This is a genomic window from Planococcus sp. MB-3u-03 (genome assembly GCF_002833405.1).
Classification (GTDB): Bacteria; Bacillota; Bacilli; order Bacillales_A; family Planococcaceae; genus Planococcus.
The window spans coordinates 1462510-1487355 of record NZ_CP025135.1 but is presented as its reverse complement, the minus strand read 5'-3'; the positions used below and the strand labels follow the sequence as shown (position 1 = coordinate 1487355).

Genomic DNA, 24846 nt, shown 5'->3' with positions numbered 1-24846 from the left:
TCGGCGCCCGATTCGCTATACTGATGGAATGAATAGACGGAAGGAGTTTTCCTCGTGCAAAATGAACCACTCGCGTTCCGTATGCGTCCGCGGACGATTGACGAAGTCGTCGGCCAAAAAGACGTCATCGGCCCCTCTACTGCATTGTATAAAATGATCAAAAGCGGCCACGTGCCGTCCATGCTCTTATATGGCGACCCCGGCATCGGCAAGACTTCTATCGCCCACGCCATCGCCGGCACGTCCGACCTGCCGTTCATCGCGCTGAACGCGACCACGTCCGGCAAGAAAGATGTCGAATCGGTCGTTCAAGAGGCGCGCATGACCGGCAAGGTGTTGCTGTTTTTGGATGAGATCCACCGCTTCAATAAATTGCAGCAAGACGCGCTGTTGCCTCATGTCGAATCCGGCTCGATCGTGCTGATCGGCGCGACGACCGAAAATCCGTTCCACGACGTCAATCCAGCAATCCGCTCACGCTGCGGCGAAATCAAGCAGCTTAAGCGGCTGACACAAGACGATATTGTCGAGCTATTGAACAGCGCATTGGCGGATGAAAAGCGCGGGCTCGGCCGCGAAAAAATTCGGATTTCCAAAGAACAAGTCACCCGCATCGCCGAAGGGACGAACGGTGACGCGAGAAAAGCTTTGACGATGCTCGAATCGATCGTCATCGCGTCAGATGAAGAAGACGGCGAATACCTCGTCGATGACGGAATCATCGAGCAGATGATCAAACGCGTCGGCGTATTCGGTGACAAAAAAGGTTCCCACTTCTTCAACCTGTTATCGGCTTTGCAGAAATCCGTACGCGGAAGCGACGTCAATGCGGCGATGTATTACCTCGCCCATTTGCTTGAAAACGGCGACTTGACCGCTGTGACGAGACGCCTGCTCGTCATGGCTTACGAAGACATCGGACTTGCCAATCCGGCGGTCGGCGGCCATGTGCTCGCGGCTTGCCAGGCAGCGGACCGGCTCGGGTTACCGGAAGCGCGCATCCCGCTCGCCCAAGCGGTCGCGGAGATGTGCCTATCGGAAAAATCCAACTCTGCTTACCGCGCCATCGATGCAGCCACCGCCGCCATCAATAAAGGCCAGGTCGGGGACATCCCGCCGCACCTGCGCGATACCCATTACGCGGGCAGCGCCGAACTCGGTCATCGCGGCTATAAATATCCCCATGATACGCCGATCGGCTCGTTCGGCGGCTGGGCCGACCAGGACTACCTGCCGAAAGAATTGAAAAAAGCGGAATTCTACAAGCCCGTCGTCGCCGGAGAAGAAAAGAAATTCGCCGGCATCTACGAAAAACTGAAAGGCTTCCGCAAAAAATAATGCACAAAAAAGGCCGGAGAATGTGATCATTCTCCGGCCTTTTTTCTATTGTCTATTGATTGACGCGCTGGATATGGATTGATTTGGTGATTTGGTTGACGACCCAGCTCGCGGCGATCAAGCCGACAGTCGATGGGGTGAACGCGTTGGAAGATGGCGGCATCTGCGCTTTGCGGATCGCTGCGTCTTTTTTGCCAACGGTTTCGACGACATCTTCACGCACCACAATCGGGCTTTCGTCAGAGAAGATGACCGGTACGCCTTTGCGGATGCCCGCTTGCTTGAGTTTCTTGCGAATCATTTTGGCCAACGGATCGGTATGGGTCTTCGAGATGTCCGCAATTTTAAAGCGCGTCGGGTCCGTCTTGTTGGCGGCGCCCATGCTCGAGATGATCGGAATGCGGCGGCTGTAGCATTCTTTGATCAGGTGCACTTTATAGATCAGCGTATCCGAAGCATCGATAACATAGTCGGGTTTGTGGCTGAAAAATTCTTCATAGGTCTCTTCTGTATAGAACATATGAAGCGTTACCACTTCACAGTCCGCGTTGACATCCAGAATGCGCTTTTTCATGACCTCAACTTTGGACTGGCCAACCGTGGAAAGATTCGCCACCAATTGGCGGTTGATGTTGGTGATGTCGACATCGTCTTTATCGACGAGGATGATTTTTCCGACGCCGCTTCTTGCGCAAGCTTCGGCTGCAAACGATCCGACCCCGCCGACGCCGAGAATGGCGACCGTCGAGCCTTTCACCAGGTCCATCCCTTCTTTGCCGATGGCGAGTTCATTTCTTGAGAATTGATGTAACATATTCACACTGCCTTTCCGATTCGATATTAAATAGGGATACTAGGGATTATACACATTGAAAATCCCTCCGGCAAATGCCGGAGGGATTTGGATTGCTTATGTAAGAAGAATCCCGATCGTGCCGTCCTTTGTGTTGCGCATCGTTTGAACCCGCTTATAGCAGGTGGGTGACCGCATCACCACTTATAACTTCCCGTTAAGGCATGTTAGCCATGGCGATATGTAGGTCTCCCGACGACAAAATGTTGGGTCAAAATCGAATTGCTAAAAACGTACACATCAGGATTCTCTCTACAAGTATAGTAGCATACCCGAAAAAGATGTACAAGCCTTTTACTCTGAATCTTTTTCACTATTCTGAATAGTTACCGATAGGTTTAATTCTTCCAATTGGGCCGATGATACTGCACTCGGCGCTTCCGTCAGCATATCGCTTGCAGAAGCGGTCTTCGGAAATGCGATCGTGTCGCGCAGGTTGGTGCGCCCTGCCAATAGCATCACCAAACGGTCAAGGCCGAATGCAATGCCGCCGTGTGGTGGCGTTCCGTATTCAAATGCTTCGAGCAAGAAGCCGAATTGCTCTGTCGCTTCTTCTTTCGAGAAACCAAGCACTTCGAACATTTTCTCCTGGATGTCACGTTTGTAAATCCGCGCCGATCCCCCGCCCAGTTCATAGCCATTCAATACTAGGTCATATGCTTGCGCACGGACGTTTTGCGGTTCCGTCGACAACTTGTCGAGGTCTTCTTCGAACGGCATCGTGAACGGATGGTGCGCCGCGTAGTAGCGGCCGTCTTTGTCGTCGTATTCAAGCAGCGGCCAGTCGGTGATCCACAGGAATTTGAAGATCGATTGGTCGATCAAGTCCAAGTCTTTGCCGAGCTTCATGCGCAAGGCGCCTAGCGCGTCCGCAACGACCGTTTTGGAGTCAGCGACAAACAACAGCAAATCGCCTGCTTCAGCTTCTGCTGCTGCAATCAAATTGTCAGCCGTCTCGCCTTCGAAGAATTTAGCGATCGGCCCTTTGACGCCGCCTTCTTCCACTTTCAGCCACGCCAAGCCTTTCGCTCCGTAACGGGCAGCGAATTCGCCAAGGGCATCGATGTCTTTACGTGAATAATTGGCGGCTTGTGCTTTGGCGTTGATCAATTTGACTTGTCCGCCAGATTCCACGGCACCTGTAAAGACTTTAAACGCGGAGCCTTTCACCAGTTCCGATACATCGGTCAATTCCATGCCGAAGCGGACATCCGGTTTGTCGGAACCGAAACGTTCCATGGCATCACGGTAGCTCATGCGCTCGAATCCTGCATCGATGTCGATGCCTTTGACATCCTTCATGACTTGTATCATCAAGCGTTCGTTCAATTCAATGATGTCTTCCATTGTCTGGAAGCTCATTTCCATATCGATTTGCGTAAATTCCGGCTGGCGGTCAGCGCGCAAATCTTCATCGCGGAAACAACGTGCGATTTGGTAATATTTATCTACTCCTGAAACCATCAGCATTTGCTTGAACAATTGCGGTGATTGCGGCAAGGCGTAGAATTCGCCGTCATGGACGCGGCTTGGCACCAAATAATCACGCGCGCCTTCCGGAGTGGATTTCGTCAAAATCGGTGTTTCCACATCCAAGAACCCTTCACTGTCGAGGAAATTGCGGATCGTTTTCGTAACGTCCGAACGCATTTTCAAGGTTTCGAACATCGCGGGACGGCGCAAGTCCAAATAACGGTATTTCAAGCGCAGGTCTTCGCTGACATCCGTTTGGTCTTCGATCGCAAACGGCGGGTTTTTCGCGGCATTGATGATTTCTACATTGTCCACTTGCACTTCGATTTTGCCGGTTTTCATCGCGGCGTTCACTTGGCCTTCTGCCCGTTCAACGACAAGCCCATCAATATGGACAACAAATTCATTGCGCAATGATTCCCCGATTTTTGACGCAGTTTCCGAAATTTCCGGGTTGAAGACCACTTGGACGATCCCTGAACGGTCGCGGACATCGACGAAGATCAATCCGCCGAGGTCGCGGCGTTTGCGGACCCACCCTTTCAATGATACGCGCTGGCCGATTGCCGTTTCGTTCACTTCTCCACAATAATGTGTTCTCGACATATTTATTCCTCCAATGATTTCTTTTTCTGGATGTTTTCAGCCAATTCACCGAATGGCACTTCTTGCTGGTCACGCGTCGCCATTTCTTTGACAGCCGCTTTACCGCTTTCGAGCTCCGATTCACCGATGACGATGACAAAACGCGCCTTTTTGCGGTCGGCAGACTTCATCTGTGCTTTCATCTTGCGGTCAGTGAAATCCATATCCGCCGAGATGCCATTTGCGCGCAAGTCGCGGACAATAGATACGGCTTTCTTTTTCGATGCCGCATCCATTGCGATGACGTATGCATCAAGCGATTGGTCTTGCCCGATTTCCACTTTTTCCATTTCCAGTGCGAGCAATAAGCGTTCGATGCTCATCGCAAAGCCGATCCCCGGGGATTCCGGGCCGCCGAGGTCTTCGACTAGCCCGTTATAGCGGCCGCCGCCTGCAAGCGTCGTAATTGCCCCGAAGCCTTCTGCCTCGCTCATGATTTCAAAAGCGGTGTGGTTGTAATAATCAAGCCCTCTTACCAGGTTCGGATCGACGACATAGCTGATGCCGAGTTCGTCCAAATAGTCCTTAACCTGCGTGAAATAAGCAGCCGACTCTTCGTTCAAATAATCTGCAAGAGAAGGAGCCGTCGCCATCAAGGGATGTTCGCGGTCCACTTTGCAATCGAGAATGCGCAGCGGGTTCTTGTCCAGGCGATTTTGGCAATCGCCGCAGAATTCTTCAATCGACGGCGCGAAATGTTCAATCAGCGCTTGTTTATGCGCCAAGCGGCTTTCGGTATCGCCAAGTGAATTCAAGACGAGCCGCAAACTTTTCAGCCCGCTCGATTTATAGACGTCCATGGCGAGCGCGATGACTTCCGCGTCGATGGCAGGGTCTTTCGAGCCGATTGCTTCCACGCCGAACTGCACGAACTGGCGCATGCGGCCGGCTTGCGGCCGCTCATAGCGGAACATCGGGCCGGTATAATATAGCTTCACCGGCTGGTCAGGTTGGCCGAAGAGTTTGTGTTCTACATATGAACGCACGACGGATGCTGTTCCTTCCGGGCGCAATGTCAAAGAACGGTCTCCACGGTCCTGGAATGTATACATTTCCTTTTGGACGATATCGGTCGTGTCGCCGACGCCGCGCTGGAACAATTCCGTGTGTTCGAAAACCGGCGTGCGGATTTCCTTGTACTGATACAGATTGCATAATTCATTGATCGTCCGTTCGACTTCCTGCCATTTGGCAGATTCTTGCGGCAGCACATCATATGTGCCGCGCGGTGCTTGGATATTGCCCATTTTCATCTCTCCTTTTCCATACAAAAAAGCCCCCGCCCCTTGCTTGCGCAAGGGACGAGAGCTAAAAATTAGCTTCCGCGGTTCCACCCTAGTTGACGCAAGTTTCTGCGCCCTCTCTGTCCGGATAACGGCCGGAACCGTCTTAGCCTATTAAGCGCAGGGCGCCGTTCAGTAAAGAACCTCAAGAGTGTTTTTCGTTGCAGATCTCTGCAGGAAAGCTTTCAGCCCAGGGCTTTCCCTCTCTTTTCAGTCGATGCCAGCAATTACTTTCTCCGTCTTCAGCAAAAATTATATAAGTAGAATAAATCAATCTTAATCAGCTGAAGAAATCTTGTCAAGCTTTTGCATACATTGCCTGATTTTTTTGATATTATGATGAAGATGAACTTAATTTAGGAGGGCCGCTATGCAACGACGATTATTACTCACCTTGCTGGTTTTTATTTTAGCCTTATCTGGCACGATCCCATTAGCCGTTTCGAATTCTGCCCATGCAGATAACGGCGAGGTGTCCGCGACTGGCTCGACGGTCAACATCCGGACCGGGCCGGGTCTGAGCTATGAAGTGATCGGCTCGATGAAACAAGGCGACAAAGCACAACAGGTTTCACGCAGCGGCGATTGGATCGAGATCCGCCACGGCAATACAGAAGGCTGGGTCGCTTCCTGGCTCGTCAATACAGAACAAGCACAAGACACATCAGCCCAAACCGCCGTATCGTCCGTCGACAGCTTGAACATCCGCGCGCAGGCAGATCTATCTTCTGCGGTGCTGTCAAAAATGAATGCCGGCGAACAAGCGGAAGTCATCGCGAGCCACGGTGACTGGACAGAAGTGCAATTCCGCAATGTCCGCGGCTTCGTCTCCACACAGTACATAAGCTTGACTGAGAAAGCTGCGTCTCCTGAAGACTCGTCTTCCGAAGAACCGGCAGAAACTGCTCAAGCTCTTGAAAAACTTTCTTCATTCCGCATCGCGGTCGACGCACTGAATGTTCGTGCCGAACCGAGTTTAAACGCAGAAATCCAGGCTTCCGTTAAAGAAGGCCAAGTGTTCAACGTAAAAGGCATGGACGGCAATTGGGTCCAGCTTGAACTTGCAGACGGCAAAACCGGATGGGTCTATGCCTTCTACGGCGAATTGTCCGACCAGCCGGCACAAAAAGCGAGCTCTACGGATGAACAAGTGACCGTCCTTACCGACGGCACGAATCTCCGCGCACAAGCGAACACATCTTCAGAAGTGGTCACGCGGGCTGATGCCGGCATGCAGCTGTCGGTGGCAGGCAAAGAAGGCCAATGGTATTTAGTGGCGCTTGAAGACGGCCGCCAAGCTTATATTGCCGATTGGGTCGTGCGCACAGGAAAAGCCATTGAAACAGCCGAGTCCGAAAAAGAGCAACCCGCAAGAAAAGCCGGCACACTGAACGGCTTGACGATCGTCTTGGATCCGGGCCACGGAGGCAATGACGGCGGCACAGTGGGCGTCCGGAAAACGAATGAAAAAGACCTGACCTTGAAAACTGCGGAAATCCTGTCCCACCACCTGCGCTCTGCAGGGGCGGAAGTCGTCATGACAAGACAATCCGATGTTTACGTCGATCTTCGCCACCGTGTTGCCGAAAGCCATCAAGTGGCAGCCGACGCCTTCATCAGCATCCATTACGATGCCACTGAAGACAGTACAGTTTCAGGCTTCACTTCGTATTATCAGCATCCGTACCAGCAAAAATTGGCCGAGCACCTCAACGGAGGATTGGCCGGTAAATTAACGCTCGATGACCGCGGCGCGAGAAAAGGCAATTACCTCGTCTTGCGGGATAATCGCCAGGCTGCGGTGCTCGTCGAACTTGGCTTCCTCAGCAATTTCAACGAAGAACGCATCGTCTCGAGCGACCAATTCCGCGAACAAGCGGCACTTGGCCTTTACAACGGCATTATCAGCTATTTCGATTCTGAATTAAGCGAATAAATATAAAGAGGCTGTCTGAAAAGATCATGAAACCCGATCTTTTCAGACAGCTTTTTTGCATTGAAATAATGGCAGATGTCCATTGCGACGGACGCTTTCCACGGGCACGGCTTCAGCCGCTTCCCTCACTACGCTCAGTCCAGGGTCTTCAGCTCGCGCTTTCCCGCAGGAGTCGCCGTCTTCATTCCCATCTAAAGTTCTACATCATAAATAGCGTAAAACTCAGGCTACAATAAAATAGCGGAAGAAAAGAGATTCTTTTCTTCCGCTATTTCATTTGAGGTATGCATGAGACATTTCCATCTATACGTTCATTTATTTCTTAGCACCATCCGAATCGACGATGATGGTGACCGGCCCGTCGTTGACGAGCTGGACGTCCATCATCGCGCCGAATACGCCGGTTTCAACCTGGAGGCCGTGGCTTGTCAATTCCTCATTGAATTTCAGCCATAACGGTTCCGCTTGTTCCGGGCGTGCCGCTTCGACGAAGCTCGGGCGCCGCCCTTTTAACGTCTCCGTACAGGGTGAACTGAAATCGACAGCACGCTGCCCCGCTTCCTCGATCGAGCGGTTCATCTTGCCGTCTTCATCTTCGAACAAGCGAAGCCCGGCAATTTTCTTGGCGGCGTATACCGCATCCGCTTGTGTATCGCTATGGGTGATGCCGACCAATAAGACATAGCCGGAATCGATTGCCCTGTAATTTGCCCGTCAACGGTGACGGACGCTTTTTGAACGCTGCAATACGACTTTCATGGCTCCTCCTTAATTCGTCACGCGTGTAACCGAATAAACGTCCGGAATTTGCTTGATGCGTTCCACGACACGATTCAGGTGGGAGATATGCGGAATCATGATCGACAAATTGATCGTCGCGATCTTGTCTTTGTCAGCACGTCCGCTGACGGCGGTAATCGTCGTCTTCGTCTCGCTGACCATGTTGCATCACTTCGTTGATCAAGCCGGTACGGTCGTATGCCTGCACTTCGATATCGATTTGATACGATTTGTTTTCAGGCGATCCTGCATTTTCCCACTCGACCGGAATCAGCCGGTCGGATTCATCTGCCTGGATATTCGGGCAATCCGCCCGGTGGACCGAGACGCCGCGGCCTTTGGTAATAAAACCGAGAATGGCATCACCCGGCACCGGGTTGCAACATTTCGACAAACGGATCATCATATTGTCGATGCCGCGTACGATGACGCCGGATTCCGTCTGTTTTTCGGCTGGCTGGACTTCATTTCCACGGTGATTTTTCGATGGCTTCTTCCTGCTCGCGCTTTTGCGCTGGCGCTCCGCCAAACGGTTGACGACTTGCTGGGCGGTGATGCCGTTGAATCCGACAGCCGCATACATATCATCTTCGCTGGCGAAATTATATTTCTCAATGACGCGTTTGATGTTCTCTGCTGTCAGCACTTCTTTTGAGTGAATTCCTGTGCTTTGATCTCTTTTTCGACGAGGTCACGCCCTTTATGGACATTGTCCTCGCGCACTTGCTTTTTGAAGAATTGCTTGATCTTGTTTTTTGCCTGTGTCGATTTGGCGATATTGAGCCAATCGCGGCTCGGGCCGACCGATTGCTTGGACGTCAAGATTTCGACGATGTCACCGGTATGCAACTCGTGATCGAGTGGCACCATTTTGCCGTTCACTTTCGCGCCGATCGTCTTATTGCCGATTTCGCTATGGACGCGGTAGGCAAAATCAATCGGGCAAGAACCGTCGGGCATTTCGATAACGTCGCCTTTTGGCGAGAACACGTAGACCATATCCGAAAACAAGTCGAACTTCAGTGATTCCATGAATTCTTCTGCATTGTCGGATTCGTTCTGGAAATCAAGGATTTCGCGGAACCACGACAGGCGGGAATCCACGGAGCTGAGCGGCTTGTCAGAAGTCTTGCCTTCTTTGTAAGCCCAGTGCGCCGCGACCCCGTATTCGGCGATGCGGTGCATTTCTTCGGTGCGGATCTGCACTTCCAAAGGATCGCCCTGCGGCCCGATGACCGTCGTATGGAGCGATTGGTATAAATTCTGTTTCGGCATGGCGATGTAATCCTTGAAGCGCCCCGGCATCGGCTTCCATGTGGAGTGGATGATGCCAAGCACCGCGTAACAGTCTTTGATGCTGTCGACAGTGATGCGCACAGCGAGCAAATCATAGATTTCATTGAATTGCTTGTTTTGCATCGCCATTTTCTTGTAAATGCTGTAAATATGCTTTGGACGCCCGAATAGATCGGCTTCAATGCCGACCTCATCAAGCTGGACGCGGATTTCGCCCATGACGTTATTCAAATAATCTTCCCGCTCCGTGCGTTTTTTCTTCATTAAATTGACGATGCGGTAATATTGCTGGGGATTTAAATAACGGAGAGCCGTGTCTTCGAGCTCCCATTTGATCGTATTGATCCCTAAGCGGTGTGCAATCGGCGCAAAAATCTCCAGCGTCTCATTCGCTTTGATGCGCTGCTTTTCGGCCGATTGGTATTTCAAGGTCCGCAAATTATGCAGGCGGTCAGCCAGTTTGATGAGGATGACGCGAATATCCTGCGCCATCGCGACAAACATTTTGCGGTGGTTTTCTGCCTGTTGTTCTTCTTTCGACATATACTTGATCTTGCTCAGTTTCGTCACGCCATCGACCAATAATGCGACTTCCTCATCGAATTCGCGGACGATGTCTTCGCGGCTGACGTCGGTATCTTCTACGACGTCATGCAAAAAACCCGCTGCGACTGTGGCCGGATCCATCTGCAATTCTGCGAGGATCCCGGCCACTTGCACCGGATGCACAATATACGGTTCGCCGGATTTCCGGAATTGGCCATCATGGGCTTCATAGGCAAGCTGGTACGCCTTCTTAATCGTTTCTACGTGCTCTGCATTCATATAGGACGCAACCATTTCGAATACATCTTCAACTGTTCTCACTTGATCTTTCGCCATAATTGCCCACCTTGCTTTATTTATTTCCAGAAGAGTATTTCTTTATTATAGATAACTTTCCGCTAAAAAGTAAAGCTTTTGCGTGTTTTCATCTATCTTCCAGAAATACCCCAGGGGCTACAGGCGGTCTGCTTTTTGTTTGCGGATGCCGTCGACCATGATCCATTTGCTGTCGTCGCCCACTGCGACGGTCTTGTTCGATGAGTCGACGCTCATGATGTTTTTGACGCGTACGTTGCGCGCGCTCTGCTGGCCGCCCATGATCGAGATGTCCGACCCCGCCGTGCGAAATCCGCGCACGACGCCATTTGACAGTGAAATGTGCTCGGCACGGTATTGTACGGCGGAAGCGGGCCGTCCTTTGTAATCATAGAGCGGGTCGCCTTCGAACAGGAATCGGTTAATCGCAACGTTGCGGTAACCGGAAATGACCAGCGAGCGTGGGGACGAATCTTTATAAAGCCGTGTTTCCACAGGCGCCAATGAAACAAGCCGCTGCGCCTTGATATTATAGGCCGACAAGGATTCGGGATCTTCCCGCAGGTGATGGCCGATATGGCGAAAGTTAAATGAGCGGTTGTCATTGACCGACAAATGGCCGGAAATGAAGACGCCGGACGCTGCCGAAGAATTGGCATGTGCTTTGATTTCGATGCCACCGAAGCAGCGCGTAGTGGAATTATTGCATAGCCAAACATGCCTGGAGCCGTCATCTATTTCAATGCCATTGGAATTTGAATAGCCTTTTTTATGGGCTTTTCCACTTGGATCGGAGAAATGGCAGTTCGAGACGAAGACATAATCGCTATGGTGGGTCGTCAAGCCATCGTCCCCGAAACCGAAGCCGTTCACTTTATCGACCCAGATATATTTGCTGCCGCCCCTACCGCGCATGCCGTCGCCTGCGTAATTATAAAGCGGCGACGTGATGTCGACGCAGTGCAGTCCGGGATTGATCGCTTCCACGTCTCGCACCCACCCGTACGTGACGCCCGCAAAAGTGACACAGCTCGAATAATTGCCCCAGGCATTGGTGCGTTCCGTCTGGCCGAGCCGTTCCACATTCCAATCGAGACTCAAGCTTTCGATCGAGATATTGCGGTTGCCGGTCACATAATTGGAGTTCGTCAATAAACGCGAACGCTTCGGTGCTTTCGGATGCAGCTTGATGACGGAAGCGGTCTTGCCCGCCCCGACGATCCGGCTCCATGACGGGACGCGGATGCCTTTGACAATATAGATGCCCGGCGGGACCGTCACTTCCACGCGGCCGTTGCCGATCGCTTTTTTGAACGCTTCGGTGCAATCCGTGATGCCGTCGCCGACCGCCCCGTAATCGCGGATATTGACGCGCCGGTTGATCGTCGAATCGAGCTTTTTGTATTCGCGGTCCAGTTTGCCTTTCCATTCCGGAAACAGGTCCTGGCCGAACACAATGGTGCCATAACCGTTATCATCCGCCACTTCATACTCATCGGCAAATACGGACCATAGTTTCTCGAAGAAATGGACCGGCCGCTTGATGCGTACGCGGGGAAGATCTTTCTTGATGTCATTGAACAGTGCTTCGGTCTCCCTGGTAGTCTGTTCTAGAGGAGTCGCATCGTTTAGCAGCTGCCCGATCAATTCATTATTTTGCCCAGGGTCATACCGTCTGTCCAATTCGATCATGGAAATCACCTCTCTCGCAAGTTTCTTTCTCTACCATACCCTACCGTCAGAAAAAAAATCACCTTGCCCAAAAAGGCAAAGTGATTTTCTTAATATTGCATCAAAGTTGTGACGTCATAGCCGTCTAGGTTCTTGCGGCCATCCAAATAAGTCAATTCGATTAAAAATGCGCAGCCGACAACAACGCCGCCAAGCTGTTCGACCAGGTTGATCGTTGCGTTGATCGTTCCGCCGGTAGCCAAAAGATCGTCCGTGATCAAGACGCGCTGTCCCGGTTTGATGGCATCTTTATGCATCGTCAATACGTCTGTCCCGTACTCGAGGCCGTATTGTGCGCGAATCACTTCACGCGGCAATTTGCCTTCTTTGCGGACTGGCGCAAAGCCGATTTCAAGAGCATAAGCGACAGGGCAGCCGATGATGAAGCCGCGAGCTTCCGGCCCGACGATGATTTCTGCATCAACTGTCTTCGCATATGCGACGATTTGATCCGTTGCGTATTTATAGGCTTCGCCGCTGTCCATCAAAGATGTAATATCCTTGAACTTGATTCCTGGCTTCGGCCAATCTTCTACGATGGTTATATATTGCTTTAAATCCATAATTCTTCCTCCTTGGCTGACACTTGGGCGTCAAACCAGTCTTTTAGATCCCGATAGGATGCATACAAGAGCTTTTGTTCCAAAGCAATCTGCCGCTCGCGCTTTTTATAAGCTGGCGCTTCTGAAAGATCACGTTTTCCCGGAGCCTGTGCAATCTCGGTAATTCCATTGTTAAGTGTAACAAAACCGAGTTCAAAAAACACCTGAAGCATGAAAAATAAAGTTTCCCGGCTCCAGCCTTTATGTTTGGCGAGTTCTTCGCCGTTCTTTTTGAAATCGAAAGTGCCGCGCTTCTTGACGAAACCGAACAGCCATTTGAATTGGTCACGGTCCGGAATGCGCTCGAAATACTGGGATTCCTGCGCATAGAAATGGGCATAGACGCGCTTCGGCCGCAACTGTTTGAGTACGGACGACAGCTGCTCTTCTGAATCCGGCAGATCCAATAGCACGAGATGGTCTTTCGCAGAATCTGATTCAGCGAGCGCTTGTGCCGTAACAATCGGCCCTTCAAGCAGCGAGCTGAATACCGCTTCCGTTTCTTTCTGGAAAGCGACGAATACCTGGTTCTGTTTTGGGATAAGCTTCGACCAGCGGCTGACTTGGCGAATGCCACGGATGTCGAATAATTGCCATTCGTCCGTACGGATATCTTCCACCAATAGCTGCGGTTTTTTACGCCCGTTCCATTCGTTGATCTGCAGGTCGCCGATGACATCGATTTTAACATCAGGCGTCAGTTCGTCGCCAAGCTCACCGATGCCGAAGCCGACTGCATCCAGGGTGGAGCCGTTTTGCGCCAGCTCCATCTTCAAATGCGCTTGGCTGGCGCCGATTTTACGGATGCCGGCAACCTTTACGCCGCTTAAATAAAATTTCGGCTTGGCAAAGCCCATGCCAAAGGGCGCTAGACGGCGCATGCCTTCGATCGTATCCGTATCCACTTCATCAAGCGTCACGGGAATATCGATCGACACGACCGGTACCAAATTTTCTGCGGTCAATGAAGTTTTCGCTTGCTCGTTCAAACGCTCGCGTAATTCGTCGACGTCTTCCGCGGCAAGCGTCATGCCTGCTGCCATCGGGTGGCCGCCGAAATGCGGCAGGATGTCACGGTTTTTGGCGAGTTCATTGTATAGATGAAAGCCTTCGATGCTGCGCGCCGAGCCTTTCGCTTTGCCGTTTGCCAAGTCGAGCGACAGCACAATCGACGGGCGATAGAACTTCTCGGTCAATTTCGAGGCGACGATGCCGACGACGCCGGGATTCCAGCCTTCCTGCGCAACGACGATGACATGCGGCAGCTGTTCCCCATAACGCGCTTCCACTTGCTCGATCGCCTGCTCGGAAATCGCCTTGACGATCGCCTGGCGTTCTTTATTCAAGACGTCCAAGCCATCTGCAAGCGATCTCGCTTCCGATGGATCGTCGGTCATGAACATCCGCACGGCCGGGTCTGCTGATTGCAGGCGACCGATCGCATTGATGCGCGGGCCGAACATGAAGCCAATCGTCTCTTCCGTAATGTCGCGTTGCTTAACGCCTGCAACATCCGCGAGCGCCGCAATCGCGGGCATCGGCGAATCCTGCAAGGCACGCAAGCCTTCTTTCACGAGCACGCGGTTTTCACCGTGCAATGGCACCAAATCGGCAATCGTGCCGATCGCGACCAGCTCCGTCAAATGGTCCGGGATGTCCCCGTAGAGCGCCTGTGCCATCTTGAATGCAACACCGACACCGGCCAGTTCGCCAAACGGGTAATTGCCTTCTGGATGCCGCGGATGAATGACCGCGAGTGCTGCGGGAAGTTCATCGCCGATATCGTGGTGGTCACTGATGATGACATCCATCCCCAGTTCATTCGCCAAGCGCACCGGTTCGATTCCTGAGACGCCGTTATCGACTGTGACGATCAAGTTGATGCCTTCCGCATGGGCTTCCTTGAACAGTTCTGCATTCGGGCCGTAGCCATGGTCGAAGCGGTTCGGGATCTTAAAGGACACATCAGCCCCCAGGTCCTGCAGCACTGTCATCATCACTGTCGTACTGGTCACCCCGTCTGCGTCGTAGTCACCGTAGACGAGAATTTTTTCTTCCGCTTCAATCGCCTGTTGGATACGCGCCACAGCGACGTCCATATCCTTCATCAGAAACGGATTATGTATGCCGGATAATTCGACATCCAGAAATTCCTGCGCTTTTTCCACCGTGTCGATCCCGCGCGTGACGAGGATCTTCGCCAGCACAGAGGACAAGGATAGCGCTTCTTGTAAGTTCTGGACGGATTGTTCATCCGGGCTTGTCAATTGCCATCTTTTTTTCGATTCAATCATTGGATCTCACTTCCTCACCCGTACATTATACAACATCAGCGGGCAGACAAAAACCTTTCGGCGCTTAGCCGAAAGGTTCATTTTTTACAATCCGTCGCGGCGTGTGTCCGGACGGCGGTCTTCTGTGTCGTTGACGCCGAACTCGTCGCGTTTAGGCTGTGACCGGAGCGAGTCGTCCGCATCTTGCGTCCGTTCTTCCCCGGTGACGACCATTGCATCAGGCGTAACGCCTGCGCGCTGGTATTCAGCGATTTCGTTCTGCTGTGTGGCGATAAGCGATTCCTTGACCGCCACTTCTTTTTGGAGCGTCTTCACTTTGCGCTTCAATTGGTAAGTGCGCGTCATGGCGAGAATGCTCGATAACAGGAAGCCGAGCAATGCGGACACGAGAATGACCAGGATCAATGGCCATTGTGATTCGCCGAACACATAATTGACCGGCACATTATCGACATTAAATACTGCAAATACCGCGATGATGATAGCAAAAACAAGTCCGAGCAATAAGAGCCATTGCAATTTCATGTGAACCATCCTTTCTTTTTTCAAGCTGCGTACACCGTGCCGCTTTTTTGCATAAAAAAAGGGACAAGGTATCAATACTCTATACCCTGTCCCTTTCTCCTATTAAACTTAAACGACCGGTTCGTCAGAGCCCCATTTGGACTCTTGTTCTTTCTTCTCGATATCGATCGGCCCCTTCTTGTTCAACTCGCGTTTTTTCAATACGAGCCATAGCTGGGCAGCGATGAAGATCGATGAATACGTTCCTGCGATCAAGCCGATCAATAATGCGATCGAGAAATTCGTAATCGATGCAGCGCCGAAAATCAGAAGCGCGAGCACGACAAGGAATACCGTCATGACGGTATTGACCGAACGCGTCAAGGTCTGGCGCAGCGAAGTATTGACGATTTTCTCCAATTGCTCCACTGTTTCCACCTTCTTGACGCGGCGCATATTCTCGCGGATCCGGTCAAAGGTGACAATCGTGTCGTTGATTGAATAACCAACAATCGTCAGAACGGCTGCAATAAACGTAATGTCCACTTCCAGCCGCAGCAAGCTGAATGCCGCGACAATGAAGAACGCATCATGCAGAAGCGCGACGACCGAGGCCACACCCATGCGCCATTCGAAGCGGAATGCCACATAGATGATAATGCCGACTGCCGCAATGGCAAGTGCCATCAAGGCATTTTGTGCGAGTTCAATGCCGACGGTCGGTGATACGGTCGAGACATTCGGCTCGATGCCGTATTCGTCTATAGCCGCAGATTTCAATTCTTCAATTTCCGTTTGGCTGAATTCTTCGCTGTATCGGACGACGCCGATTGAAGAATCTTCCCCTGCCATGACGATATCGTCAGACGGGTAGCCCGCACTTTCCACGAAGCTCTCCACTTCATCTTTTGTCAATGAAGATTCAGAAGTGACTTCGACGCGTGTACCGCTGGAGAAATCGATTCCTAAGTTCAATTGGAAAATCGACAGCACGACCATGCCTGCTAAAATGAGCGCAAGCGAGGCAGCGAAGAATTTGCGGCGGTTGCCGGCAAAATCAAAGCGGTCGTAAGGCGTCGTCAAATCCGTGATGTGAAGATTTTCTTCTTTTGAGTGAATCTTGTTTTTCGATAAGCCGAACCATCCCGGTTTATCATCCAGGAATCCGCTCCATACCCACAAACCAAGCAGAAGACGAGAACCCCATACAGCAGTCAGGAAGCTGGCAAGAATGGAAATAATCAGCATCGTCGCAAACCCTTTGACGGAGCTTGTGCCGAAATAGAACAAGACGGTGGCAGCTAGAAGTGTCGTGATATTCGCGTCGATGATCGCAGAAAATGAAGATCTTGCGCCTGTACGAAACGCATCCCGCACAGACTGACCCGTCCGCAATTCTTCGCGTATGCGCTCATAGGTGATGATATTGGCATCGACTGCCATCCCGACACCGAGCATGATAGCTGCGATACCTGGCAAGGTCAGCACCCCGCCAATCCACTGGAAGATCACAAGGATCAAATAGACGTAAGCGGATAGCGTGACGACTGCGATCGCGCCTGGGAAACGGTAGAACAAAAGCATGAAGATGAGAACTGCCGCGATGCCGATTCCGGCAGCGAAAGTCGTCTGGTCAAGCGCCTGTTCACCAAATTGCGCCCCGACAGAAGTCGAATACACTTCTTCGAGTTTTACCGGAAGCGCCCCGGCGTTCAAAATACCGGCCAAATTCTGCGTTTCCTCAACTGTAAAGGAACCGGAGATTTCAACACTTGGTGAATTGATGCGTTGCGACACACGCGGGTCGGAAACGAATTTCGGATCCGCTTCCAGGCGTTCTTCCTGATAGGAATCGACGCCTTCTTCAAAATCGAGCCAGATGACCAGGACATTATCCGGTGCCGGCTTTTGAGCGATTTCGCCCGTCACTTCAGCGAATTTGCCCGGTTCGTTCAGTTCAAGCGTGACGATCGGCTGGCCTTCCTGGTTGAAAGTAGCCGTCGCACCGCCTTGCGCGAGGTCATTCCCCGATAGCATGACATTATCATCTGCATCGCGGAACGATAAATTCGCTTCTGTTGAAAGCAGCTCACGGGCAGACGATTGGTCTTCAATACCCGCCAATTGAACGCGTATGCGGTTGCCGCTTTCGATTTGGATGCTCGGCTCACTGACGCCGAGCACATCGATGCGGCTTCTCAGCGCATCTGTCGTATCAGAGACGACTTCTTCTGTAATTTCCTGTCCTTCTTCGAGCGGTTCGACTTGATAAAGAACTTCAAATCCGCCCTGCAGATCAAGCCCGAGATTGATGTCTTTGGCAATCGGCAGGCTGGTCGTGCCAATCAGGCCAATGAGCATGAATACCAGCAGGAAAAAGGCGATGATGCGAGATCTTGCTTTCATATGTATAGTTCCTCCTCAATATAGAACACAGCACTTACATTATCGGTGACGTGCCAAAAGGTGTCAAATCCCACGCGGTTTCTGGCGCGCCGGACGAAGAAGCTGCTGCAGATCCTCCATGCTGTCTTCCGTGAAAAAGTTCGCGGTTTTAAAGGCTTCCACCTGATGGTAAGCGACAAAATCGGAGGCTGTCAGATCCATAATATCCGACACCATCTCATGCAAGCGCATGTCTTCGACTTTTTTCTTTTTCCACGCTTTTTTCAGGCAATAATCCCACAAGGCTTCCGGGGTGAATGTTTCATATTGCAAATACGTGAATTCGCTGCATTTGCTTTCCAATGCTGGCAGCACCTGCTCGTATTTTTCCGGATAGCTCATCATGTCGGTTCTCCTTTCTGCAGTTCTGTTTCCATTGTAACTCCCAGATGGAAATTTTAGAACAAATGCATAAAAATTTTTGGAAAATTGTTTAATTTATTTTGGTTAAAATAAGTTAATGAAATCGCTGCATGCGGACGCTTTCCGCGGGCATGGCTTGAGCCTCCTCGGTCGCTTCGCTCCCTGTGGGGTCTCAAGACTCATGCTATTCCCGCAGGAGTCGCCGCCTTCCGCTCTTTAATTTGAGTATATACATTAGATAAGAAACTAACCAAAATAGGCTACTTAATCTACAGCTTCATTTATTTTACATAATATTGTTCTTATAAAGGCTATAAATAGCTTTGTTCAGTTAGAGTATAGTGGATTTCCCAATGGACGAAAAACGCCTCCCGAAAGGAAGACGGTTTTGCGGTTACTTATTCAACGATGCGGGCGATTGCTTGGCGCTCGAATTGCATACGCGTGCCGTCAGCTACCGTGATGTAGATGGTTGAATCGTCTACTGCGTCGACTTGGCCATGCAAGCCGCCGATCGTCACGATGCGGTCCCCACGCTTCAATTCCGACTGCATGTTGGCTGTCGTTTTTGGCGTTTTGCGCCGGGCGGATGATGAAGAGCCACATCAGCAAGAACATCAATAGTAAAGGTGATAACGCAATTAATGTTTCCATTGTTCAATTTCCCCTTTCGTGTTCTCTATCGTTTCGAACTCAGAAATTTTTGCATTCGGCTTATTGAATCCGTACGCTTCAAAAATTCTTCGCGGAAATCTCCCAGGCGGTCTTCGCGGATCGCTTGACGCACCTGTTCCATTAAGTTTAACAGAAAATGCAGGTTATGATAACTCGTAAGGCGAATTCCGAAGGTTTCATCTGCACGCAATAAATGATGCACATATGCGCGTGTAATTGGTGCATGTATAGCACGTGCATTTCTCGTCGATCGGCGTGAAATCGCGCTTGAATTTCGCATTTTCAAATTCAGTCGGCCTTCACTTGTCATCAGCGTACCGTTGCGGGCGATGCGTGTCGGCAGTACACAGTCGAACATATCGATGCCGCGGATCGCACCGTCGATCAAAGAATCGGGCGAGCCGACGCCCATCAAATAACGGGGCTTGTCAAACGGCATGAATGGCGTCGTGAATTCGAGCGCACGGTTCATGACATCTTTCGGTTCACCGACCGACAATCCGCCGATTGCGTAGCCCGGGAAGTCGAGCGCCACCAGGTCTTCTGCGCTTTGTCTGCGCAAGTCCTCGTACTCGCCGCCCTGGATGATGCCAAAGAGCCCTTGGTCCTGCGGGCGCGCGTGTGCCTCGAGGCAGCGTTCCGCCCAGCGCGACGTGCGCTCGACGCTGGATTTCATGTATTCATGCGTTGCCGGGTATGGCGGGCATTCGTCAAACGCCATCATGATGTCCGATCCGAGGTCGTTCTGGATTTGCATCGCTTTTTCCGGGCTCAAGAACAGTTTATCGCCGTTCATATGGTTACGGAAATGAACGCCTTCTTCTTTGATATTGCGGAACTCACTCAGTGAGAATACCTGGAAACCGCCGGAATCTGTGAGGATCGGACGGTCCCAGTTCATAAATTTATGAAGGCCGCCCGCTTCCTTGATGACGTCATTTCCTGGGCGCAGCCACAGGTGATACGTATTGCTCAGGATGATGCCGGCGTTCATCGCCTTCAATTCTTCCGGGCTCATCGTCTTGACGGTCGCTTGTGTGCCAACCGGCATGAAGGCAGGCGTTTCGAAAGAGCCGTGCGGCGTATGGACGATGCCAAGGCGTGCGCCTGTTTGTTTACATGTTTTGATGTGTTCGTATGTTACTGCATGGGTCATGATTCGGTCTCCTTTTTCTGCGGTTCAATAAACATCGCGTCGCCGAAGCTGAAAAAGCGGTAGCGCTCTTGGACAGCTTCATTATACGCATTCAAAATGGCATCTCGGTTCGACATGGCGCTGACGAGCATGACAAGCGTCGATTTCGGCAAATGGAAGTTGGTGATGAGTCCGTCCACTGCTTCAAAACGATAGCCTGGGTAGATGAAAATATCCGTCCAGCCATTGTCTTCCTGCAAGTTGCCGCCGAATTTCTTCGCGACCGACTCGAGCGTGCGCGTCGATGTCGTGCCGACGGAAATGACGCGGCCGCCTTGCTGTTTTGTTTCATTGATCAGATCCGCGGTTTCTTTCGTGATGCGGTAGAATTCTGCGTGCATTTCGTGGTCTTCGATCGATTCCACTGATACCGGGCGGAACGTGCCGAGCCCGACGTGCAAGGTGATGAATGCGATATTGACGCCTTTGTTGCGGATTTCTTCCAATAATTCATCGGTAAAATGAAGCCCAGCGGTCGGTGCTGCGGCGCTGCCCCGCTCTTTCGCGAACACCGTCTGGTAACGGTCCTGGTCTTCCAGCTTTTCGCGGATATAGGGCGGTAGCGGCATTTCGCCTAATTGGTCAAGGATTTCATAGAAAATACCGTCGTAGATAAATTTAAAATGGCGCCCTCCATGGTCCAGGACCCCTGTGCATTCAGCGCGCAACAAGCCGTCGCCGAATGACACGACCGTGCCGATTTTCACTTTCTTGGCCGGCTTGACGAGCGTTTCCCAAACATCTTCTTCCGTCTGCTTCAACAGCAGCACTTCAATGTTGGCACCGGTCTCTTCTTTCGTGCCCATGAGGCGCGCCGGAAGTACGCGGGTATCGTTCAACACGAGTGTGTCGCCAGCATGCAGATGGCCGAGGATGTCGCGGAAATGCTTATGTTCGACCGCTCCTGTTTCTTTGTCCATCACCAGCAGGCGGCTAGACGTTCGGTCAAGAAGCGGCGTTTGCGCGATCAATTCTTCCGGCAATTCAAAATCAAAATCATTTACATTCAATTGCTGTTCATTTGTTAGTTTAGTCATTCAGGCATCTCCATTTTAAAGTGTTCGTATGCAAGAGGCGTCACAGTGCGCCCTCTCGGTGTCCGTTGAATAAAGCCGATCTGCAATAGATACGGTTCGTAGACGTCTTCGATCGTCGTCGATTCCTCGCCGATGCTTGCAGCGATCGTGTCCACGCCGACAGGCCCACCGCGGAAACGGCTGATCATGCCGGTGAGTAGCTTGTGGTCGATATGGTCAAGACCGAGCGGGTCTACTTGCAGCATCTCCAAAGCTTGCTCGGCCATTTCGGTCGTGATCGAGCCATTGCCGCGCACCATCGCGTAATCGCGCACGCGTTTTAGCAAGCGGTTCGCGATACGCGGGGTGCCGCGGGAACGGCGTGCGATCTCAATGGCAGCATGCGGGTCGATATCCGCTTCGAACAAAGCGGCGCTGCGTTCGACGATATCCGTCAAGGCTTCCGTGTCGTAATACTCGAGCCTTGATAAGACGCCGAAACGATCGCGCAGCGGGGCCGATAATGCGCCTGCGCGCGTCGTCGCCCCGATCAAAGTGAACGGCGGCAAATCGAGCCGCACAGAACGTGCAGTCGGGCCTTTGCCGACAACGATATCGAGGCAGAAATCCTCCATCGCCGGATACAGCACTTCTTCGATCGAACGGTTCAATCGATGGATCTCATCGATGAACAATACGTCTCCCGGCTCGAGTGACGAAACGATCGCCGCCAAATCGCCGGGCCGTTCAATCGCGGGGCCAGAAGTCATCTTCACGCCGACTTCCATTTCATTGGCGATGACGGTCGCCAGCGTCGTTTTCCCGAGACCCGGCGGCCCGTAAAGCAGCACATGGTCAAGCGATTCGTTGCGCATTTTCGCCGCTTCGATGAAAATCTCCAAATTGTGCTTTACTTTCTGCTGGCCGATATATTGCGACAAACGCTGTGGACGCAACGATTGTTCAAAGCGCTCATCAAATTCCGAAATCTCGCCGTCGATAATGCGTTCTTCCATGGCGTTCGCCTCCTTGTTAAGTTTGTTTCAATAATAATTGAAGCGCTTTTTTCATATAGCCTTCGGTGTCGAGTTCCAGGCCTTTCAATTGAGGCTTCACTTTCGTGATCTCGCGTTCGGAATAACCAAGCGCCCCAAGTGCGAGCATCGCTTCTTCAAGCTCTGATTCGTCGCCACCGAACAAGTCCGGCTGCCCGGCTTCTGCATAGGATTCCCCGAAGAAATCCGTCAGCTTGCCTTTTAGATCCAAGATCATCTGGCGGGCGGTTTTCTTGCCGACGCCAGGGAATTTCACTAAATACTTCTCATCTTCCTGCTCGATCGCCTCGATGACGAATTGCGGCTGGCCAGATGCCAAAATCGCAAGTGCGCCTTTAGGGCCGATACCGGAAACGCTGATGAGCTTGCGGAACAATTCCCGCTGCTCGAGCGTTGGAAAGCCGAATAGAAATTGTGCGTCTTCCCGCACATGATGATGCACGAAAATCTGCAGTTCATCCGATCCGAATGAATACGGGTTCGGGGCAAAGATCTGCCAGCCGACTCCCTGCTGTTCCACTACTAAATATTCAGGCGTCACACGCGTGACTTGGCCTTTTATGTAATCGTACATTGCACTCGCCCTTTCATTTTCAACCTATTGATTATACCATATTCCACCCGCTCCTACGAAGAAAGCTATCCGGTTCGGCTGGACATTGTGAAGCGCTAAAAGAGCTCCTCGCTGATTGAAGTTTCTCTTTATGTTAAAATAAAATTATATGGTGAAGTCAAATTCACTCACTCAACGCATTCCGCAAATCTGCTAAAAGAAAAGCTTTGCTCAACTCTCTCTGCGTTCGAGCATCGCAAACGCATGGACTCACTTACTTTCGTCCATTCGTTTCCTGCGGGCGAGCGCCAAGCCTCCTCAGTCGCTTTGCGACCTGCGGGGTCTCGGCTTTCTCGCTTTCCCGCGGGAGTCTTCGCAGTTTTGCTACATTATATATATTGCTGAACACACCAGGAGTGGCCTTAAATGATTTTTACAGAAAGGCAATTTCAGAGTACAATATGTAATTTGGTAATCAACGGAGGGTTTTCATGAAAAAGTTATACGGTGAAGAACGCCGCAATGTTTTATTGGATGAGCTGAAGCAGGCGGGTCGGCCGATGACCGGCAGCGCACTTGCAAAACTCGCGCAAGTGTCGCGGCAAGTGGTGGTCGGCGACATGACCTTATTGAAAGCGAAAGGCGAGCCCATCATTGCGACGAGCCAAGGCTACCTGTACTTGGACCCAAGCGGCAATAAACAAGTGAGCCGGCGCATCGCCTGCAATCACCAGCCGCAAGAGACGGAAGCGGAATTGCGTCTATTGGTCGACTGCGGCGTCACGGTCAAAGACGTCTCGATCGAACATCCTGTCTACGGCGAACTGACGGCTGGGATCCACGTCTCGACGCCGCTTGATGTCGATTTGTTCATGCAGCGCATACGCGATACCGGCGCCAGCTATTTACTGGAACTGACAGAAGGCACGCATATCCACACCATCACGGCAGACCTTCCTGAAACACTTGCGCAAGCAGTCGAAGCGATGAAGCAGCACGGCTATCTGCTCGAAGAAGTAGAATAAGCAAAATCCCCGGATGCCAATGAGGCGTCCGGGGATTTTTCGTGCGTGCTTCTTATGAATTATACGTATAGTAGGAACCGAGCGTCTTGACGCCGCAGCCGAGAGCCTTGAGCTCTTCGAAGGCACCGCGCATCATCGCCGCATTCTCATCTTCCAATACGTCGGCGATAAAGAAATAATTGCCGAGCCCTGTTTTCAAAGGGCGCGATTCGATCTTCGACAAGTTCAATTGGCGCCACGCGAATACCGACAATACCTGGTGCAAAACACCAGACCGGTCGTCTTTTGGCGGCGTGATCATCAAGGTCGTCTTGATCTGCGCTTCGTGTCCCGGATCGGTCAATTTATGGTTGCTTCTCGACAACACGAAAAAGCGCGTGTGGTTGAAATGAAAATCGTGGATGTCGCGCTGCACGATGTCCAAGCCGTATTTTTCCGCTGCGTAATCATTGGCGATCGCCGCAATATTGCGCTCAGGCAGTTCTGCCACCATTTTAGCAGCCGCCGCTGTCGAGCTGTATTGCTCAAGCGGCGTGTGCTTGTAAGTGTAGTACAGGAATTTATGGCATTGCGCCAAAGCGTGCGGATGTGAATAGATCGCTTCGAACGATTCCGCGCCGCGGTTTTCCGGATGGACCAGCAAATGTTGCTCGATCGGCGACAGCACTTCCGCCGTCACATAGAGCTCCGCTTCGTGGAACAAATAATCCACCGTCAGCGGCACCGATCCTTCGAGCGCATTTTCCAGCGGCACAACCGCATAATCGACCGTGCCATCCGCGACCGCTTCGATGCATTCGGGAATGGTCGTATACGGCATCAACTGTTCTGTTGGAAATACTTTGGAAGCTGCCAAATGCGTAAACGACGCTTCCGGGCCTAAAAACGAAATTCTCTTTTTCTCTCTAGTCATGGACTCATTC

Annotated in this window: 18 protein-coding genes, 1 other RNA gene, 2 pseudogenes and 1 other annotated feature; of the genes and pseudogenes, 3 read left to right on the top strand and 18 right to left on the bottom strand. The window is 51.6% G+C overall.

Going from position 1 to position 24846, the window contains the following annotated elements; genetic code table 11:
• Nucleotides 1-54 precede the first annotated feature (54 nt).
• Nucleotides 55-1338, top strand: coding sequence for a replication-associated recombination protein A (locus CW734_RS08700; protein WP_101190184.1), 1284 nt, complete (start codon nt 55-57; stop codon nt 1336-1338).
• 52 nt (nt 1339-1390) lie between these two features.
• On the opposite strand, the gene CW734_RS08695 is transcribed toward CW734_RS08700, so the two are convergent.
• The 4 genes from CW734_RS08695 to hisS form a co-directional block, all read right to left on the bottom strand.
• On the bottom strand, nt 1391-2152 hold the full coding sequence (locus tag CW734_RS08695) for a tRNA threonylcarbamoyladenosine dehydratase (RefSeq protein WP_058380973.1): 762 nt from the start codon (nt 2150-2152) through the stop codon (nt 1391-1393).
• 105 nt (nt 2153-2257) lie between these two features.
• Nucleotides 2258-2441, bottom strand: a non-coding RNA gene (gene ssrS, locus CW734_RS08690) — 6S RNA.
• Between the two features lie 44 nt (nt 2442-2485).
• Nucleotides 2486-4270 carry an aspartate--tRNA ligase gene (gene aspS / locus CW734_RS08685; RefSeq protein ID WP_101190183.1) on the bottom strand — a complete coding sequence of 595 codons (1785 nt, stop codon included), beginning with the start codon at nt 4268-4270 and terminating at the stop codon, nt 2486-2488.
• A gap of 2 nt (nt 4271-4272) precedes the next feature.
• On the bottom strand, nt 4273-5556 hold the full coding sequence (gene hisS, locus CW734_RS08680) for a histidine--tRNA ligase (protein WP_101190182.1): 1284 nt from the start codon (nt 5554-5556) through the stop codon (nt 4273-4275).
• Between the two features lie 47 nt (nt 5557-5603).
• Nucleotides 5604-5844 (bottom strand) — a binding site (T-box leader).
• A gap of 118 nt (nt 5845-5962) precedes the next feature.
• Here hisS and CW734_RS08675 point away from each other — a divergent pair.
• Nucleotides 5963-7528 carry an N-acetylmuramoyl-L-alanine amidase family protein gene (locus CW734_RS08675; RefSeq protein ID WP_101190181.1) on the top strand — a complete coding sequence of 522 codons (1566 nt, stop codon included), beginning with the start codon at nt 5963-5965 and terminating at the stop codon, nt 7526-7528.
• A gap of 315 nt (nt 7529-7843) precedes the next feature.
• Here the strand turns inward: CW734_RS08675 and dtd are convergent, their stop codons facing one another.
• From dtd to ruvA, 13 genes and pseudogenes are all read right to left on the bottom strand, one after another.
• The gene (gene dtd, locus CW734_RS08670) at nt 7844-8224 is read right to left on the bottom strand and encodes a D-aminoacyl-tRNA deacylase (RefSeq protein ID WP_101190180.1); all 381 of its coding nucleotides are present in this window, start codon (nt 8222-8224) and stop codon (nt 7844-7846) included.
• A gap of 72 nt (nt 8225-8296) precedes the next feature.
• Nucleotides 8297-10486 (bottom strand): annotated as a pseudogene (locus CW734_RS08665) (RelA/SpoT family protein).
• 117 nt (nt 10487-10603) lie between these two features.
• Nucleotides 10604-12157 (bottom strand): glycosyl hydrolase family 28-related protein, encoded by a 1554-nt coding sequence (locus tag CW734_RS08660; protein ID WP_101190179.1) that lies wholly within the window; start codon nt 12155-12157, stop codon nt 10604-10606.
• A gap of 89 nt (nt 12158-12246) precedes the next feature.
• Nucleotides 12247-12759, bottom strand: coding sequence for an adenine phosphoribosyltransferase (locus CW734_RS08655; protein ID WP_101190178.1), 513 nt, complete (start codon nt 12757-12759; stop codon nt 12247-12249).
• Nucleotides 12750-15092 carry a single-stranded-DNA-specific exonuclease RecJ gene (gene recJ / locus CW734_RS08650; protein ID WP_101190177.1) on the bottom strand — a complete coding sequence of 781 codons (2343 nt, stop codon included), beginning with the start codon at nt 15090-15092 and terminating at the stop codon, nt 12750-12752. The genes CW734_RS08655 and recJ overlap by 10 nt, the downstream gene beginning before the upstream one ends.
• Before the next feature lie 84 nt (nt 15093-15176).
• A complete protein-coding gene (locus CW734_RS08645; protein WP_101190176.1) occupies nt 15177-15617 on the bottom strand; it encodes a LapA family protein in 441 nt (146 codons plus the stop codon).
• A 108-nt stretch (nt 15618-15725) separates the two neighbouring features.
• Nucleotides 15726-18002, bottom strand: a complete 2277-nt coding sequence (gene secDF, locus CW734_RS08640) for a protein translocase subunit SecDF (RefSeq protein ID WP_101190175.1) — start codon at nt 18000-18002, stop codon at nt 15726-15728.
• 63 nt (nt 18003-18065) lie between these two features.
• On the bottom strand, nt 18066-18386 hold the full coding sequence (locus CW734_RS08635; protein ID WP_101190174.1) for a post-transcriptional regulator: 321 nt from the start codon (nt 18384-18386) through the stop codon (nt 18066-18068).
• Nucleotides 18387-18802: 416 nt separating this feature from the next.
• A pseudogene (gene yajC, locus CW734_RS08630) lies at nt 18803-19058 on the bottom strand (preprotein translocase subunit YajC).
• Nucleotides 19059-19083: 25 nt separating this feature from the next.
• Complete coding sequence (gene tgt, locus CW734_RS08625; protein ID WP_232787214.1) at nt 19084-20235, bottom strand: tRNA guanosine(34) transglycosylase Tgt; 1152 nt, start codon at nt 20233-20235, stop codon at nt 19084-19086.
• Nucleotides 20232-21284, bottom strand: coding sequence for a tRNA preQ1(34) S-adenosylmethionine ribosyltransferase-isomerase QueA (gene queA / locus CW734_RS08620; RefSeq protein ID WP_145990601.1), 1053 nt, complete (start codon nt 21282-21284; stop codon nt 20232-20234). The genes tgt and queA overlap by 4 nt, the downstream gene beginning before the upstream one ends.
• Nucleotides 21285-21307: 23 nt before the next feature.
• Nucleotides 21308-22306: a Holliday junction branch migration DNA helicase RuvB gene (gene ruvB, locus CW734_RS08615; RefSeq protein WP_058380986.1), complete on the bottom strand. Its 999-nt coding sequence runs from the start codon at nt 22304-22306 to the stop codon at nt 21308-21310.
• 16 nt (nt 22307-22322) lie between these two features.
• Nucleotides 22323-22919 carry a Holliday junction branch migration protein RuvA gene (gene ruvA / locus CW734_RS08610; RefSeq protein WP_058380987.1) on the bottom strand — a complete coding sequence of 199 codons (597 nt, stop codon included), beginning with the start codon at nt 22917-22919 and terminating at the stop codon, nt 22323-22325.
• 470 nt (nt 22920-23389) lie between these two features.
• On the opposite strand from ruvA, the gene CW734_RS08605 reads away from it, so the two are divergent.
• On the top strand, nt 23390-23923 hold the full coding sequence (locus CW734_RS08605) for a transcription repressor NadR (RefSeq protein ID WP_101190172.1): 534 nt from the start codon (nt 23390-23392) through the stop codon (nt 23921-23923).
• Between the two features lie 52 nt (nt 23924-23975).
• On the opposite strand, the gene pheA is transcribed toward CW734_RS08605, so the two are convergent.
• Nucleotides 23976-24836 carry a prephenate dehydratase gene (gene pheA / locus CW734_RS08600; RefSeq protein WP_101190171.1) on the bottom strand — a complete coding sequence of 287 codons (861 nt, stop codon included), beginning with the start codon at nt 24834-24836 and terminating at the stop codon, nt 23976-23978.
• Between the last annotated feature and the right edge of the window lie 10 nt (nt 24837-24846).